Origin of the sequence: Adhaeretor mobilis (assembly GCF_007741515.1) — a bacterium.
Taxonomy (GTDB): domain Bacteria; phylum Planctomycetota; class Planctomycetia; order Pirellulales; family Lacipirellulaceae; genus Adhaeretor; species Adhaeretor mobilis.
This window is the reverse complement of sequence record NZ_CP036263.1, coordinates 5,596,068-5,613,047: the sequence shown is the minus strand read 5'-3', so window position 1 is coordinate 5,613,047 and position 16,980 is coordinate 5,596,068. Positions and strand designations below refer to the sequence as shown.

The 16,980-nt window shown below is 57.2% G+C and carries 15 protein-coding genes; 7 read left to right on the top strand and 8 right to left on the bottom strand.

The annotated features are described in order from the left end of the window. The first annotated feature begins 96 nt into the window (after positions 1-96). The 6 genes from HG15A2_RS22120 to HG15A2_RS22095 all read left to right on the top strand — a co-directional run bounded on the left by HG15A2_RS22120 (position 97) and on the right by HG15A2_RS22095 (position 5,681). Positions 97-942: a c-type cytochrome gene (locus HG15A2_RS22120; protein WP_145063413.1), complete on the top strand. Its 846-nt coding sequence runs from the start codon at positions 97-99 to the stop codon at positions 940-942. Between the two features lie 382 nt (positions 943-1,324). After that, entirely contained in the window at positions 1,325-1,885 is a 561-nt protein-coding gene (locus HG15A2_RS22115; RefSeq protein ID WP_145063411.1) for an REP-associated tyrosine transposase, read from the top strand. A gap of 149 nt (positions 1,886-2,034) precedes the next feature. Next, on the top strand, positions 2,035-2,247 hold the full coding sequence (locus HG15A2_RS22110; RefSeq protein ID WP_145063409.1) for a hypothetical protein: 213 nt from the start codon (positions 2,035-2,037) through the stop codon (positions 2,245-2,247). A gap of 142 nt (positions 2,248-2,389) precedes the next feature. After that, positions 2,390-2,761, top strand: a complete 372-nt coding sequence (locus HG15A2_RS22105; protein ID WP_145063407.1) for a hypothetical protein — start codon at positions 2,390-2,392, stop codon at positions 2,759-2,761. 641 nt (positions 2,762-3,402) lie between these two features. After that, positions 3,403-4,707, top strand: a complete 1,305-nt coding sequence (locus HG15A2_RS22100) for an APC family permease (protein ID WP_246117827.1) — start codon at positions 3,403-3,405, stop codon at positions 4,705-4,707. A 335-nt stretch (positions 4,708-5,042) separates the two neighbouring features. Further along, entirely contained in the window at positions 5,043-5,681 is a 639-nt protein-coding gene (locus HG15A2_RS22095) for a PEP-CTERM sorting domain-containing protein (protein WP_145063405.1), read from the top strand. A gap of 90 nt (positions 5,682-5,771) precedes the next feature. Here the strand turns inward: HG15A2_RS22095 and HG15A2_RS22090 are convergent, their stop codons facing one another. From HG15A2_RS22090 to HG15A2_RS22075, 4 genes are all read right to left on the bottom strand, one after another. Further along, a complete protein-coding gene (locus HG15A2_RS22090) occupies positions 5,772-7,505 on the bottom strand; it encodes a DUF3592 domain-containing protein (protein ID WP_218932176.1) in 1,734 nt (577 codons plus the stop codon). Positions 7,506-7,542: 37 nt separating this feature from the next. Next, on the bottom strand, positions 7,543-8,157 hold the full coding sequence (locus tag HG15A2_RS22085) for an HAD family hydrolase (protein WP_145063401.1): 615 nt from the start codon (positions 8,155-8,157) through the stop codon (positions 7,543-7,545). A gap of 218 nt (positions 8,158-8,375) precedes the next feature. Continuing rightward, the gene (locus HG15A2_RS22080) at positions 8,376-8,576 is read right to left on the bottom strand and encodes a hypothetical protein (protein ID WP_145063399.1); all 201 of its coding nucleotides are present in this window, start codon (positions 8,574-8,576) and stop codon (positions 8,376-8,378) included. Between the two features lie 317 nt (positions 8,577-8,893). After that, positions 8,894-9,787 (bottom strand): DMT family transporter, encoded by an 894-nt coding sequence (locus HG15A2_RS22075; RefSeq protein ID WP_218932175.1) that lies wholly within the window; start codon positions 9,785-9,787, stop codon positions 8,894-8,896. A gap of 259 nt (positions 9,788-10,046) precedes the next feature. Here HG15A2_RS22075 and HG15A2_RS22070 point away from each other — a divergent pair, with 259 nt between their 5' ends. After that, positions 10,047-10,712, top strand: a complete 666-nt coding sequence (locus HG15A2_RS22070; RefSeq protein ID WP_145063396.1) for a hypothetical protein — start codon at positions 10,047-10,049, stop codon at positions 10,710-10,712. A 167-nt stretch (positions 10,713-10,879) separates the two neighbouring features. Here HG15A2_RS22070 and HG15A2_RS22065 read toward each other — a convergent pair whose 3' ends face one another. From HG15A2_RS22065 to HG15A2_RS22050, 4 genes are all read right to left on the bottom strand, one after another. Next, the gene (locus HG15A2_RS22065; protein WP_145063394.1) at positions 10,880-12,358 is read right to left on the bottom strand and encodes a hypothetical protein; all 1,479 of its coding nucleotides are present in this window, start codon (positions 12,356-12,358) and stop codon (positions 10,880-10,882) included. Between the two features lie 130 nt (positions 12,359-12,488). After that, complete coding sequence (locus HG15A2_RS22060; RefSeq protein WP_145063392.1) at positions 12,489-13,484, bottom strand: tetratricopeptide repeat protein; 996 nt, start codon at positions 13,482-13,484, stop codon at positions 12,489-12,491. A 498-nt stretch (positions 13,485-13,982) separates the two neighbouring features. Beyond that, the gene (locus tag HG15A2_RS22055) at positions 13,983-15,290 is read right to left on the bottom strand and encodes a hypothetical protein (RefSeq protein WP_145063390.1); all 1,308 of its coding nucleotides are present in this window, start codon (positions 15,288-15,290) and stop codon (positions 13,983-13,985) included. Between the two features lie 410 nt (positions 15,291-15,700). Then, positions 15,701-16,792, bottom strand: coding sequence for a HEAT repeat domain-containing protein (locus HG15A2_RS22050; RefSeq protein ID WP_145063388.1), 1,092 nt, complete (start codon positions 16,790-16,792; stop codon positions 15,701-15,703). Positions 16,793-16,980: the final 188 nt, after the last annotated feature.

Below are 16,980 nucleotides of genomic sequence, written 5' to 3'. Positions count from 1 at the left end.
TGGGTTATAATCTGAGAGTTTAATGAGGGGCGAGCCTGTGAAGGGTTTGCTTCTGGCTTGGCTCCATCGCATGAAATTGTGCTGTAAGGAAATCTCATGATGTCTAACGGTTGCAACTACCGTCGTCGGATGGCGAGAGGAGTGATCCTGCTATTTTGTGTTAGTGGGCTGGTTGTCTTCTCAGGGGTATCGCATTCCGAACCGCAAGGCACGACCGCCGAAGGTACCTACCCGGCGGGCCAGCTTGGCGAGGTTGTACGGCTTGGCGAGGAAATTGTCAGACGCACTTCCGAGCATCCGCTCTCGAAGCAGTACGTGGGCAATTCGCTGAATTGTACGTCTTGCCACCTCGACTCGGGCAGGCATGCGTCTGCGGGAAGTTTCCTTGGAACGGCAGCCGCTTATCCCGCTTGGTCGCCGCGGGAGCAGCGAGTAATCACGCTTGAAGACCGTGCTCTCAACTGTTTCATGCGGAGCCAGAACGGGATTCGTCCGCCCAATGGCAGCCGAGTGTCGGTAGCGATCACGACCTACATCACTTGGCTGTCCCAGGGCAGCAAGCTGCAGATGAATGCTGAGAAGCCGCTTGGTCCGAATCACACACCGCAACTGAACTTGGAAGAATTCGAGCCCAACAAGCAGCGTGGAGCAACCCTCTATGCGGACCTATGTGCGTACTGTCACGGCGAGGATGGTTTCGGCAGCGAGGACGGGCCGCCGGTTTGGGGCGAGAATTCGTACAATGACGGAGCAGGACTTAGCCGCGTCAACAAGCTGGCTTCATGGCTGATAGTAGCCATGCCGCTCGACGATGCGACGCTGACGACTCAGGAAGCTATCGATCTAGCCGCCTTCGTCAATGACCACCAGCGCCCTAAGTTCGTCTTGTCCGAGCATCTTCCCGAAGATGCCCAGCTTGGCGAGTACAACGGAAAACAGTAATCATCGACAAGCCTCGTTGAGCATACACCAGTTTAGTAGGGTCCGCTGTGCGGACCGATGAGTTGGGATAGCCTTGGTGCGGACTTGGCTCTTGGGTTGGGGTTGGGGTTGGCTGGTGGTTCTTTTTGGTCCGCACAGCGGACCCTACGGTTTGGTGAGTTGGGATGGCGCTGGTGCGGACTTGGCTCTTGGGTTGGGGGTGGTTGGCGGTTCTTTTCTTTCCGCACAGCGGACCCTACGGGTCTGATGAGTTGGGAAGGCGCTGGTGCGGACTTGGCTCTTGGGTTGGGGTTGATTGGTGGTTCTTTTTGGTCCGCACAGCGGACCCTACGGTTTGCACAAATACGTTGTGTTTGGGTTGTGTGCGAATTACGCTGGAGGCATGCCGAACTATCGACGCTTCTTTGTGCCGGGCGGGACGTTTTTCTTTACGCTCAAGACGGAACGGAATGCACCGATTTTCTCTCAGGCACCGAACGTCAAACTCCTCGGCGATGTGTTTCGCGAAACGAAGTCGCGCTGGCCGTTTGAGGTGAACGCAGTGGTGCTGCTGCCAGATCACTTGCACACGATCTGGTCTCTGCCGGGTGGCGATGCGAACTACTCCACTCGCTGGGCGTGGCTCAAAAAAGAATTTACGAAACGCTATCTCGATGCGGGTGGCGTGGAGCAACCGACTTCCCTTTCGCGAGACAAGAATCGTAGACGCGGTGTTTGGCAGCGACGTTTCTGGGAGCACACCTGTGAAGATGTCGAGGATTTCGAGGCTCACTTCGACTACCTGCATTGGAATCCGGTGAAGCACGGCTACGTCGAGTGCCCGCACCAATGGCCCCATTCGTCATTCCACCGTTGGGTTGGGCAGGGAGTGTACGCGAAGCTTTGGGGCTGCGGTACCGGCCAGCCCAAGTCAGCAGCGAGTGTGGATGACGCCGGTGAGTAGGGTCCGCTGTGCGGACCGATGAGTTGGGATAGCCTTGGTGCGGACTTGGCCCTTGGCCCTTGGCCCTTGGGTTGGGGTTGGCTGGTGGTTCTTTTTGGTCCGCACAGCGGACCCTACGCCGCGTCACCCCCATCCGTTAGACTGCGGGCATGAAGCACCTGTTTGAAATGGTTCGGCGTCGCATGTGGCGAGGGATTCGTCTTTCTGGCGATGAACACGAGACGATTGAGAAAGTGCAGAAGCGCATTCGCAAGGCGCTCAAGAAGCACAAGGGGATTCGGCTGAGCAAGGACGAGCTGCGCGTGCTGGGGCTGTATGGGCTTCAACAGCAAGCTGAGGAGCAGGACGATTGGGACGACTAGAAGGATCTCGCTCGTAGCGCGGCAGCTGGCCGATCGATGCCCGTCGGGGATTGCCGCCCCCTAGCCCGTGCCTTGGCCGCTATCGACCTGGGATTTTCTGAAGAGGCAAGTGAAGCTGGCCCACTAACCTTGGGGTGCCTCAATGCAATTTAGCCTAGCTCGCTTACTTGTTCTCACGACCGTTGTTGCGGTAGTGGCATTCATGTTCGCTACCATCCCTTGGCCCCCGGGTGTCGCATTCTTGGCGTTCGTTGACATGCTGGTCATGGTCGTTGCCAGGTCCAAAAACAAGCGGCGGCTGAGAATCGCTTCCGCAGTGACGGTATGCTTGATTGTCGCAACGCTGTTTTTCACCGATTGGGGGGTCTCTTCTCCGAAGCCAGTTATCCGCATCGCTTGGCCACCAGCCATTGGGGCAATCATTGCTCAGCTCGCGACTTTGGGCCTCTGGTTGATGGAATCTCCCGACGTGGCCCCGGAAAAGAAGAAAGGAGACCACGTCGCAACACAATGAACTTTTTCAAAACAGAAGGCAACCGAGAGAACGGAGTTCGGGAGCAAGGAGTGCAGAAGTGAGCATCAAGGTCTAGCATTTGCTCCGTTCCCTCCGAGGCCTGCTGTTCACTACTTCTTGTGTTCCCACAATAATCGATGTCGCAATGGCTGAATTGTCGTCAAGAAGTCTGGATATCTGGGTTCCTATAGACCACAATAGAGGAAGTCTCGGCATTCCCGTTTTGTGGCTACAGGCTTCGGGCCACTCCTACAACTTGAGGAGAATGCTATGTATCTTGGCGGCGGAATTTTAGGGACCATTTTGTTGGTTCTACTCATCATCTACTTTGCGAAACGCGTCTAAGTGGATTGATGCAGGCAACAATTTCGAAATTGCGTTTTCGCAATGACGCTAACGAAACTTCGTCCGCTCTCGAGGTAGTCCAGAGTTATTATCTTAGGGCTGCACGGGCGAAGGTTTTTTCTCAGAGCGCTTTCCTAGTTGGCGCTGCGAACTAGTTACATCGCGGTGCAAGCACCGGCGCGAAATGTGTGAAGTGGGTGCTTGGCGAACTTCAAAACATACTTGTCTCGTAGGACTTTCCTGGCTTGGGGGTTTTCTCCGTTCCCACTGCGTGCATCTGTGCAAATAATGGACGGATGACCAGCCCGAATTCGCACGCCACCCCCCAACAGCTGCAACGCCAAGTGGGCGTATTTGGCGCGATGATGATGGGGCTCGGGTCGATTCTGGGTACTGGCGTGTTTGTGAGCATCGGGATCGCCGCCGGCGTGACGGGCGCGTCGGTAGTGTTGGCCATATCGGTGGCGGCGGTGGTGGCACTGCTTAACGGGCTCAGCAGTGCGCAGCTCGCAGCCAATCATCCGGTCAGTGGCGGCACCTACGAGTACGGCTATCGGTGGCTGCACCCGCGCTTGGGGTTCACAGCAGGTTGGATGTTTTTGTGCGCGAAAAGTGCCTCGGCCGCGACGGCTGCGCTGGGGCTGGCGAGCTACGGGTCACGCTTTCTTGGCAAGTACGATCCGCAATGGCTGGTGCCTATTGCGTGTGGCGTGGTAGCGCTGATGACACTGCTGGTGCTCAGCGGGTTGCGACGTTCCAACTGGGTGAATATCGCGATGGTGACCTTCACGCTGTATGTGCTTTCGAGGTTCGTGCTTGTTGGGCTCAATACTGAGGGGATCAGAAACGATTATCTTGGTCCGTTCTTTGCCCGTGAAGACTCCGCCGCCTCATTTCTCCAGTCCTGTGCACTGATGTTCGTGGCATTTACGGGCTATGGGCGTATTGCGACCCTTGGCGAGGAGGTCATGAACCCCAGGCGTACAATTCCGCTGGCCATCCTGCTAACGCTTGCTGTGTCGGCCGTGCTGTACATTTCCGTTGGACATACGTGCGTCACGATTCTGGGGGCTCCCGCCTTGGCAGAGGTTGTCGCGCACAACGGTGCCCCGCTGGAAGCTGTAGCAAACAGTTACTACGAAGCGGGGGCCGGAAAGCTGGTTGTTCTCGGTGCACTGACCGCCATGGCTGGCGTGCTGCTGAACCTCATCTTGGGTCTCTCCCGCGTAGCCCTGGCGATGGGTCGACGTGGCGATTTACCGAGTGGCTTGGCGAAGATCAACGCCAGCGGCACAACGCCCACGGTCGCGGTGGTTGCTGTGGGCGTGCTCATCGCTGGGCTCACACTGCTGGGCGATGTGAAAACCACGTGGTCGTTCAGCGCGTTCACGGTGTTGGTGTACTACGCGATCACGAACTTGGCCGCGACGCGACTGAGCGAAGCGGAGCGGCTTTACCCGCGGTTCATCCCGTGGCTGGGACTTGCCGCGTGTCTGTCGCTAGCGTTCTGGGTGGAGCCGAGGATTTGGGTGGTGGGGCTCGCGCTAATTGCTGCTGGTTTGGTTTGGCAGCAGTTGTTTGGGCAGGTTGCGTCGAGGTAGCCCCACGCTGAGGTAACCGTATTTAGCCGCTGAGCTTGCTCCGCGCTTGGTGGTAGTAGGCTTCTAGCATCAGCGCGGAGCAAGCTCAGCGGCGTAATGGCGGAGTTTGCACGGCTCGCAGATGCCCCGGACAGAGCAAAAATGCGAGATTCCCATATTATTTGCGCAATTTGCTGGCTATTCGATACGGTATTCCGCAGAATAAGAATCGCAGGAGAACTTGTGGTGAATCGCCGCAAATAATCTATCGCACTCCTCGAGCGAAGACGCTGGCGGAGTTCTCTCGGTGCATGGATGCGATTTTCGCATCAACTTTCTACAAGTAGGTCAGGCTCATGAACAGGACACGACTTCAGGTGGTGGCGCTGCGCGCCTACACAACACGCGCCAGGGGTTTCCTTGCGACGCTATCCGCGGCATTCATTTTTTGCGTCTCGGCCAGCATTGCTGAAGCCGGTTTTCTGGTTGGCAACAACCCGGGCGCAATGGGCGGCAACGATACGCTCGCTAAGGTTCTCGAAGAGATCGATGAGTACAACACGGCCAACGATCCCGATCTGATTGACCCCACTGCGCTGTTCAAAAAGACAGACGACGACGCGACGTTCGTCTTCAATATGGCCAACGGATTCATGTTCTTCGAAGATGCCGCAGGTACGATGCCTGTGACTACAGAGTCAGCTTTGACTAACTTGGACGAGGCCTATTTCAAGTACACTGGCTCCGATGCGAATGTACTCTATTATTCCGTGAAGGGACCAAGCCAGTTCGGATTCAGTCTATTCACATTTATGTCAGGTTTGAATTTTCTTGACCTGGATGGCGACTCGCGCAACATGTCCCACGTATCGTTTTGGGAAGGTCCCCCTGGTACGGACCCCTTTGGGAATCCGACGGTGCCCGAGCCAAGTGCACTCGTGTTGCTGCTGTCGATGGGCACACTGCTGACAACCTCACGCCGACGGTACAACTAGCTCTTCACCGAAAGCTCGCGTACGTCAGTCCAGGTCATGCCGGCGGCTTTGGCTGCTACGATGCCAGAGGTGCGCTGACGGAGACGATTTTTACAAGTCGACTTCAGGGCCGAGGATTTCACGGAACCGTTCTGCTAATCGATCTGCGTCGGCGCGGCGGGTAAGGCTCGTGAGTAGCTTTACCGGTTTGCCTTCTTGGGGCTCAATCGCGATCTGTTGGTAGACCGTGTTCCCGGAGCGGGTGCCTGAGGCGCTAACGGTGATTGCCTGGATTTGCTCAGGCGTGAAGCGTTGTTGCTGAACAAGACCGAACGGGCCGCGTTGCACCGTGAGCCCGTCGCCACTAATGCGGAGGTCGATGCGTTCGGTCAGATAATAGAGCCCAGCGAGGAAGATTCCCCCGCCGATGAGCGTGAAGGGGATGGCTAGCAGCCACGCTCGCTCCAGTAGGAGCCCGATGCCTGTCCCGCCGAAAAACAAGCCGAAGAAGCCCAGCAGGAGCCCCAGTTTCCAGCGGTGCCCTGTCGGGAAGCAGAGCTGAAGGCTGGTGTCTGTTTCTCGCCCGAGATGCCCGCCAATTCGGTTGAGTAGAGATTCGAGCGGTGGTATCTCTTCATACTCTGCAAGTAGGTCGCTTTCGGAAGGGGGGGCGTTGCTACTAGCCTCAGTGCGGAACACGGGGACTGCAAACTCCGCTTGGTAATTGACACCCGGGGTATTGCTCTCGGCTTCGAGCTTCCAGAGGTGTCCCTCCTCTTCGTCGGTAGGGTGTTGCTCAAAGGGAATATGAAAGGCAACCGGAATGGCAGCACCCCCTTTCGTGCCTGGCATGGTTCGCGAAATCAGCTTGTCGCTTTGCCACTGAGGGTCGTCGTAGGTCTCGTCTCCGTCGCTGGTTTGTTTCGTACGTCGGACATAACGAGTGAGCGAAAGGAGCACCCCATCGTCGGGCCGCAGTTGCCCAGGGACATGGATCACGCCGGCCAGTTGCCCGCCAATCACTCCGGGGACGTTGGCCATCTCGAAGACGGAGTTTCCCCAGCGAGCGCGTTGCAAAGTGGTGTAAATCGCCCAGCCAAGCAGGTAGAGACCGATAACCGGAAATCCGAGGATGATCGTATACGTCCACAGTGGTAGATCCTTGGCAGTTGTAAAGGCACTGATGCTCGCGGCCCAACTGATGAGGTTCCAGAAGAAGGCGAAACCCCAGGCAAACCAAATGGCGTACTGTTGATTGCTCTCAATCCGGCCAGCGGCCCAATCGGGTTGTTGCAGCCAGGGTTGGTCGGGATGCTCCTGGGAGAGTTGTGCTTTTTCACCCTGCTTCCGTGCCATGATCCGCGCGCCGACCAGCATACCAATACCCACCGCCGCGAACACGAGCCCAAAACCCAACTTGAACAGCGTGAACCAAGGACGCAGCGAGCGATCCAGTACTGCTTTCGTAGGGTCACTGGGGTTCACATAAGCGGGCCAAGGCTTTTTGTCCTTGAACTGTTTCTTTAGCCGCTTGGCGAGATCTTGCTGGTACGAGCCCAGGTTGTCGCTCCCCGAGTGGAGTGACACACGGTCTGATTCGTAGGTCTTGCCGGCGTACTGGTAACGGTACCGCGCGGTCGCCTGGTAGGTGTCGGAATCGTCACTGCGGCTCGTCTTGAGCCTTGTCTCGAGTAGGGTGGCGGGAGTTTCAACCCAGCTCTGAGCCTGCTGCCAACCGAACAGACTCCAGAGGGTCCAACCCAAGATGCAGAGCCCCGCGATCGTGAACGGGAGCGAGAAAAGAGTCAGGCAGCCGGAGCCCGTATTGGCTTTGGATTTTGTCATAGCCATGTTCGCCTTGCGACTCGGCAAGTTGTGATTGTTAGCAACTCAGAACGAGTCGTACGTCCGTCCAACTCATGCCGGCGGCTTTGGCGGCCACGATGCCCGGGTCGCCATCTTCGAACACATGGCACTTTTCTGGTGGCACATTCAAGCGGCGGGCTGCCTCTAGGAATATTTCTGGCGAGGGTTTGGCGGGAATCGGATCGTCGGCGGTGATGACGACTTCAAATAAGTGATCCGCACCGATGTGCTTGAGTGTCTTGGACACAACTGCCGCATTACTGCCTGACACGACCGCGATTGGCATTGTGCCGTGGGCGGCACGGGCGGTGGCGAGGACCGGTTCGATGGGTAGTACTTCGCTCATGCGCACCAGGAAACGGGCTTCTTTCACTTCGCAAAATGCGACCGGGTCGAGTTCTTTGCCACCGAGATGCTCGCGGTAAAGTACGTTTGCCTCGCGCACGATGGTTTCGGTTGGCTTGCCGGCGCGCTCGTCGATGAAACCCTGTGGGAGATCGATGCCGTGTTCGGCGAAGCTCTCCTGCCAGGCGACCACGTGAAAGGGCATGGTGTCGGCCAGGGTGCCATCGCAATCAAAGAGCAGAGCGGCAGTATCGGCGGGGTAGGGTAGCGTCGCGGAGTTGGTCATGCCGCCATTGTAGCGATGAACCTGGGGCGGAATAGGACGCGGATGAACGCCGATTGAGCGGACAGGCGCAGATTATTTCCGTTAGGTACTGCTTCTGTTGGAAGTTAGTAGCACTGCGTTGTCTTGATTGATCGCAAAAAAATGTACCGGAGCGATCTGCGAGAATCCGCCAGATCGGCGTACATCCGCGTCCTATTGAATCTTTCGCTAGCTGATTACTAAGCCTGCGAGTCGAAATGCGAGCCTTTGCCGTGGGCTTTGCCGAGAGCGGCGGCGGAATCGAGCAAGTCGAGGGCTGCTTGGCCCTGTGCCTCAGTTGCTTGCAGTGATTTGGCGAGCAGCGTATAGCCAATCGTTTGCTGCTGGCTCGCCTGTTTGGCGGCCAGGACAGCTCCGACGGCGGGATCGATTGAATTCATAAGAGATACTCCTACCAGAGTATCGGTCGCCCAACGGGCTGGGGACGGCTGGGAACGAGCAAGAATGGCGCGAAGTGAGAGTGTGAGCCGGAGTAGCTGGGGTAATCGTTACAGGCGGTCTCTTAGGGATGTGGAATTTGTCGGGTATTGTCGAGCCGAGCGAGGCGTACCGGAGTCAGGCTTCAGACCTCAGGCCTCGGACTTCAGGCCTGCATTGCAACCCTGAAGCCCGAAGCCTGAAGTCTCTGGTGCCTTGAGGTTCGGTACGCCTCGCTCCACTCGACAATACCCTACCACTTCGTCACCCTATTTGTTCTTCAGTTCGGTCGATCGCTGATGGCCATTGCGTTGGCGACGATAACGAGGGCTGCGCCGAAAAGCATGGAGAGCGTGATCGGCTCGTCGATCAGCAGCCAGGCGAACGCGAGCGAAGTAGGCAGCTGGAGATAGGCGAGCACACCAGTGATCGAGATCGGTAGCACCGTGGCGGCTTGGATCCACAGGAAATGCGCTGCCAGGGTAATCACGAGTGAGAGATACACGATTAGCCACAGTTGATCGACCGGGAAGTTCCATTCGGCCAGCGGTGCGGTTAGCAAGAACACAGGTAGCGCAAAGGCGAACTGCCCCCAGGTTCGTACAGCGTTGGGAATCTCTGCATAGCGCTGATGGAGTAGCGGCAACGCGGCGTAGATTGTACCGCTGAGAACGCCCACGATGATCCAGGCTCCCAGTTGCTTGGGCTGATCAGTCGAGGAGAGTGCCGGCACTTCCGTGAGACTATCCAAAACGCAAAATGCTGCGCCGCAGAGAGCCAAACCGAGCGCCGCAAAGGTGCGGAGCGACGGGCGTCCGAAACCGAACAGCCAGCCCAAGAGGGGAATCTGCACGCCGTAGGTGGTGAAGCCGATGGCGCCGATCGCGGCGCTGCCCTCCTTGATGCTCAAGAAATAAGTCAGCCAGTGCAGGCCAAAGAGTAGGCCGATGGTGATGACGACTTTCCACTGGGTCCACGTGAGTTGGCCAACCTGATGGAGTTGCTTGGCGGCCGCCAGCATTGCGGTGAGCGCAATCGCCGGAACCAATAGTCGCACAAGGCCTAGCGAAAACGAATCGGTACTCACGTGGCTGAGGGCCGCGGGGACGGTGCCGAAGAGGAGAATCGCAATCGCCGCCTTGAGCAGGGGAATTCGCAGATACGCAGGGACCATGGGCGGCGGGCGGGGAGAGGGGCGGAGTGGCCCAACATAGCCTGCCCAGTGCGTCGCCGTAAGTCTCACGCGGAGACATCCAGCTGGAGAGTGCGAACTTGGCCCTAGGGCGCGTAGTGCGAAACTAGGAAAAACAGCGTCTTGGACGTCTCTGCTGAGGGGAACTCCCAGCATGCCTGCAGAGCCGGTCGTTCTGCTTCACCTTGGGTGCTACAATGGGCGGCCCTGTTATGTATTCGTTCTTGGGAATGAGATCGCTATGAAGAAGATTCTACTTATTGTTTTTGCCTTGCTCGTGATTGCGGTCGTGGCAGGCTTTTTTATTCGTGGCGAGTACGTCACGCAGCAGACGGCCGAGCGCACTTTCACGATTGCCGAGGACTTTACCAAGGTGCGTAAGATTATGGTGCGCACGAATGCCGCTAAGGAGATTGTCACCATGGGGGGCGATAGCGAGTTTATCAGCCAGCATTGGGAAGGAGGCGATCTGGACCTTGGGGAAGAGAAGGTGGGCGAGGGGAAGATCCTTAAGATGCTCGCGGGCGAGTCGGATTATAAGCTTGACCTGACCGGCGAACTGCAAGTGCGCACGACCGATGAGTACATCGGCAAAAATGAGGTGAAGCTCCAGCAAGTCGTGAAAATCACACCTGACGAGATCGACTCCCAAGTGCGTTTGAAAAAGCCGGGCGAAAAGTTGCTCGACTACCAAATGGGTACAACCCTCGCGCGCGATGACAAGCAAACAAAGGTAACGCTCAAGCTCACTCAGAAAATCAAGACGGAAGCACCGTGGTGGGCCCACAGTATTGCTGATCGTCGCGTACAGGGTTCCGCTGCGAAGACGATTGAGAACCAGGAAGCAGCCATGCGAGAACTGATCGATCTGAACAGCGAAGATGTGGGCGTCTTCCCGCTGAACTGAGCTTGCGAATGAACTTGCGGCTAGATTCTGGAAGTTTCTGTAGGGTACTGCCGAGCTCCGCGAGGCATACCAGGAGTCAGGCTTCAGACTTCAGGACTGTATCGCAATCCTGAAGCCCGAAATCTGAAGTCCTCCAATGGCTCGGCAGTATCCTACGTGACTTGTATCTACGTGGCTTGCTTCTCGGCTTGCGAATTCAATCTACGCAGGCGTAGTTGCCACCAACCTTCGGGCACCATACGGGCGGCGATTGTGTCGGAGAGGTTTGGGCGGAAGATCGCTAGTAGCACCAGTGGTAGGAACCAGGCGATGTAGAGTCCGCCGCCTTGCGCGTGCCAGAACTGGGCGCCCAGCATCAGTGCGGCTGAACAACAGATGAGCGAGCCGAGATTCTTTCGCATCGGCCAGACCGTGAAGCTAAACGCCAGGGCCACAAACGCGGCAAGAATCGGCATGCGATACCAGAAGCTCCAGAATTGCCACACCCCCTCGGCCTCTTCAATCGGCAAGCGGATGCCGAACATCAAACGCACATGAATGAGGAACTGACCCCAACTCTCGGCAGTGGCGGCTTGGGTGATGACCAACACGGCAAGGGTGACGAGCATGCCCGTAATAAAGCGTTTCACTCCACGGGCCCAGTAGTAGCTGCACCAAAGCGGAATCAGGAATGCCGGATAATAGATCGTCCCGGCGGCCATCCCGATCATCATGCCAGCGAGGGTCGGCCGGCGATACAGTACCACCGCCCACACCAACAGCGAAGCGGGTAGCGCGTGGGCAACACTACCGGTGAACAGTGCCGTGTAGGGTAGCATGAGATACATGGTGGCGGTCGCTACGCCGGCCGCCGGGTTTTCGAAATGACGAATGCCGATGACGATTAATCCTACGACGATCAAAAAGTGCGAAAGAATCGCCATCACGCGGGCGGTCGCTTGGGCAACGCGCTGGGCTTCGGGGAGTTCGGCCGAAGGGCGTTCGCCCTGTTGTCCTTGACGGATGACCGTTTGCGTGGTGATCCGTGGCAGTCGGTACAGTAAAGAGAAGCCGGGAGCCGCCGTGGAAAACGTGTCGGGCGATGCAACCTCGTTGGCAACTTCATCGGCAACTTCTTCGGTAGCTTCTGTGGCGGCATCCGCAGTGACGGGATCAGTCGGTGTATCGTTAGTCAGAGCCTGCTCGGTACTCGTAGTTTGCTCAGCCTCTTCGGCAGCACTAGCGGTTTGTTGGGCTGGGGAAAGGTCGGCTGCACTTGGCTTGCCGAATACCACATTGGCCATCAAGAAAAACAGCAGCGAACCGCCCAGGAACAACAGGCCAGGAGTGTTCAAATTGGGATCCAGCAGCGGGCGGCGCAGCAGCGCCGGATCCATCAACATGCGCAGCATGAGCAATAGCTCTGCGACGAACAGCCAGATGAATCCCAGTTTCTGAATCGGCAGAGCATTCTCAGCCGACACGTTCTCGAAACTGTACTGCACCAGCAACAGCCCTGGCGCTAGAGCAATCAGCAGGAACAAGTCGATGTTCCGCAAACTCCAGATGCGATTGAACTTAAAGAATAACGCCAACATCAACAGCGACGACAAGTAGGCCCAACTGCTGGGATTGACGCGCTCGTAGTGAAAAAGGATGTCGGGCATCAGCGAATGTGCGGAGAGACGCGTAGGAACCAGCTATAAGCATAAACAGCTGAGCTGACAGTGCAAGCACGCCAAGGATTTGAGCTAGCGGGGAGAACTTCTCCACTAGGCAGCAAGGTCTACCAAACCGTTATGTCTGTAGCTGCTCACGCACCGAGCTGGCCCAGGGACTCTCGGGGGCAAGTTCCAAAAAGGTTTCCCGATGCGACTTGGCCCGCTCGGTTTGCCCCGCTTGCTGGAGTGCATTGGCCAAATGAAAATGGGCGTCGGCATACTCGCGATGCAGCTCAAGTGCCCCCTCAAAGGCGGCGATCGCCAGCTCGGTTTCGCCCGCACTCGCCAGCACGCAACCGAGACTTAAGCGTGCTTCGATAAACTCTTCATCCAGTTCCAGTGCCATGTAGTAGCGTTCGCGGGCGGCAGAAATGTCCCCTTGCATGAACAGGACATCCGCGAGGGCAAACTGTACTTCTGCATCGTTGGCTCCGGCAAGCAGTAATGCACGGTAGGTTTCGGTCGCTTGCGCGAATTCGCCTGCGACTTCAAAATCGACTGCTTGCTGGAGCAGCTCCTCACGCAGCGCATCCCCCAAATCTTTGGAAGCAGCTAGGGGTGCTTGAAGGCTGTCGGGTTTGTTGAGTTGTTGATTGGGCGATTCAATCGAGACGGGGAATGCGATGATTTCGTCTGAGAGCGGCTCCTCGGCTATGAATAACGCGCACTCCTGCTCGAACTCCAGCAATAACTGCCCGCCCGGCTGTATCAGCTCTTCGCCCCGACGCTCTAACAGCTGCGCGCCGTGGACGACGATGGTCGGATCGGCCAGAGGTCGCCGGCAATCCGGCAGACTGGCGGCCAGCTCGTCCAACTTGCGATCGACTTCGCTAAGCGAACACCCCGCGTGAACTAAGCTGGCTAACTTGCGGGCGATGGTCGCCTCTGCGAAGTCAAAGTACGGCAGCTTGCGGATCGTGCAGGTCGCCAGCAACGCGCCTCGCCGATGCCAGCGCCGCACGGCCACGACCGGTACGTTGAGCAGTTCGGCTAACATCGCTGGCGTGCTTAGCCCGCTCAGGTTGGTGTCCGCTTGAGATTCGCCGAATAGAGTTGGTTGAGAAGGCGACATGACACTGTGACGATACGAAAGAAGGAACCAGGAGCGGATCCGATAGTCTCTAGTTCTTGACTCGAAGTGTCAACAATGAGCTTCGTCTGTGTGTGGCAAAAATAATGGCAAGTCTATTGATGAACCACCAAGAGCACCAAGAACAAACAATTGAGTCTGAAGCTCTGAAGAAAAAGCCAAGAATCGCGGGCTGTGCAGATGTGCTGCAGGATTGTGGCCCTATCAACCCCTGTTGCGCTATTAGCTAGATTGAATACCCCAATTCAAGTAGCTCGTTCCAGTAGATTCTAGCCAAACGATGATTGCAAAAAACACTATTCTTAGTGCTCTTTGTGCCTTTTGTGGTTTCAAGGTCTTGCCAGAGACTTTTGCCAGACACCCGCGTCGGGCAGGAGGCAATGTCCCACGCGGAGGGCAAAACGTGAGAGCGGGGTAGGACGGTCTCGGTCTTCAGACTCCGGGGTTGCGACGGAGACCTGAAGTCTGAGGCCTGACCCCTTAGCCGCGCTCGTTTTCGTCATCTGACCAGGCAATCTGCTTGGCGAGGGCGAGGGACGGGGCTTCGTCCTGCTTGTCGTCCGAAGACGAAGCGTCTGCGGTGCAACTGTTGCAGGAGGGTTGTTCGATCGGCACGCGGAAGCGGACGGTGTGCGGAACGCGGACCTTGTAGGTGTACTCTTCGCGACGGCAGGTACGGCGGGCTACCTGGATAGTTTCTGATTTCTCTACCATCTTGCAGACGCGACGGGTAACGGGCTCGACGCGCTCTTCGCTCACCATGCGGCAAGTCGTTACAGGAATCCGCCGGACACGCTCTTCGGTGACCATGCGGCACACCTTCATGGGAACCTTTCGCTCGACGCGCTCGGTCACGGGGCGGCAAACTGTGTAAGGGATGTTCTCAACGCGTTCCTCGCTCACCATGCGGCAAGTCCGCACGGGTATTTTACGCACCATGCGTTGCGGAACTTGGCGACACACCTCTACGGGCACCTTCTGGACGACTTCTTGTGGGCAGTAGCGAGTTACTGGTACGCGAACGGGAACGACGTTTGGCTTCCAAACGCGTTGAACTTGTTGCTGCGGTGGAGCCTGCACAGTGGCCCATACCAGTCCCGGACGTTGGACTTGGGTGAAGCCGACGGCTGGGTTCACGACGGAACGAGCAGGCATCCACGTGAGCCCGCGACGTGGCGGAGTGGCCGGTGCGGAGACTACGACTTGATCTTGATAACAGCCTTGGTCGACGTAGCGGGTTACATAATCCACGACCGGACGCATGACCGTGTAGCGGCGTTCCTGCTCGATTGTTTCACGAACCGGACGCATGACCGTATAGCTTTGCTCGCGCTCGCTGGTTTCCCACACCGGGCGTTGCACGGTGTAACGACGCTGGCGGGTGCGCGTTTCGGTCACGTTGCGCGTGACGTTATAACTGCAATCGCGCACATAAGTTTCCCACACCGGGCGTTGCACGGTATAGCGTTGGTCGCGATAGTTGGTTTCGCGCACCGGGCGAGAGACGGTGTAGCGTCGCTCGTGTGTCTGGGTTTCCCAAACGGGAACGCGGCGCGTGATTTGCCGTTGCTCGTAGACCGTTTCAGGCACCATGCGATAGGCGGTGACTTCTTTCTCTTCATAAACCGTTTGGCACTCGACGCGATAGGTCTGAATTCCACAGGCGTCGCATTCTTGTGCAGTAGCGACAACGGGACTTGAGGAACTGAGTGCGAAGACCGCACCGAACAGTAAAGCGCAGAGCAAAGCAGAGCAGTACCGAGACAGGCTTGTGATTTGACGTTTCATAGTTTTCTTCACCCAATACGAAGGACAAGTCGTGAGGAGACGCTACTAGCCATAGAGGTGCCATGCATGGCAACCACGGTGCGCGCACGCGAACCTGGCAAGATGAGCTTCCCCCTCATCAGATCAAGTCTTGCGGACAAACATGCGCAAGGCAAATTTCTTTAAGTAAAATTTGCGATGCTAGCAGGTCGGTCTGGCGATCTCACGCTGCTTTTCTAGTGCGAACTCGCTTTGAGCCTCACCCTCTATGGGACTCGACACCCGGGCTGAGCTCAAGAGAAAACCGGCTGCGATGTTGAGAAAACGCAACAGCGCAGCGGCAAAGCTGATAGAAGCGGTACAGTTTAACGCGGGTGCGTAGTAGGTTGTCAGATCGTGGGCCGTACTGTCTTACCGCGAAGCGGTTTCGATCACGGGGCGCTCGACTCGAACTTCGATTTGAGCTGCTCTGCTTTCTCTAGCAGAGAATTCGGCACCAGCTGGGGCTCCTCGAGCTGTCCGGCCTGTGTGAGGAACTGATCGAGCGAATCGTTCAATCCAGACAAATCGCCCGGCGAATGTTTCTCCAACAACAGCTCGACACCTCGGAGGGTCGTCTTGAGGAGAGTATCGCGTTTCGATTTCCTCAACCGTACGAGCAAGTCACTCTTGTCCTGGTCTGCCTGGTCGCCCACGCCCTCCTCGCTCTCAACGCTGGCCGAGAGTGATTCGAGGTCGAGCATCTCCTGCAAAACAGGCACCGCTCGTAGATCGCCTGCTCGGGCCAGTCCCAGCGCGGCGTTGTAGCGCGCGTCGGGATAGAAGTCTTCAGCGAGGGCGGCCAGTAATTCGCGGTACTCGGCATTGGCCTCCGGTGCGGCTGCTAGGACGCCCGCAGCAAAGGCTGCTTCGCTGCGCAGTAGCTGGTCGTCGCTATCGGCAAGCGAGCGCAGTAGCTCCCGTAACTCGGGTCGATCTAAATCGGGCACGGTGCTCGCCAGCACGGCAATCCCATTGACGGCAAAGCGACGCACGTCTCGCTCCTTGTCTCGCTGGGCGGTTGCAATCAGCGCAGGCAGGCCGTCGTCAACGTGAAATTCGCCGAGCGACTTCGCCAGGAAAATCCGCATCGTGATATCCCCTTCGCCTTCGCCGGGTGCGTCGACTTGCTCAATGAGCAAGTCGGCCAGCTTGCCTAGCAGCTTGCTGTTCGTCTTAAGCTCCGGATAGCGCCCCTCAGCCTGCAGCATGTGGCTGAGCCTTTCCGCCTGTTGAAAACGGGCCTGGTTGGAGCTGCGCAGCGCAGCCACAATCTTGTCGGGGTCTTCTCCGCCCGAATTGGCTAGCCATTGGATTAACAGCCACACGCCCACGACGCAGGCCACGATAATCATCGGGGTGACGAACAGCTGGATGATAAACTTCGCACTGGGTGGCTCGACCGGTGGGAGCAGATCGTCGGCTGCAACCGATCCGGCAGGCGGTTCGTCAGAGGATGAGGGAGAAGGTAGACTGGAAGACATCACTATGCCTGGTGGGAAGAATGGGTGGCAGCGAATCCCTGAGTTTAAACGTCCACCGGATAGCTCTCAACCACCAAGCTTCCCAACCTCGTTTGCTCTATTAGGAGAGCTTTTATTTCCTTAACCACGAATCGTACGAATTTACACGAATTGGGACTCCCAGATGGATGCTCTTGAGAGGGCCCAGC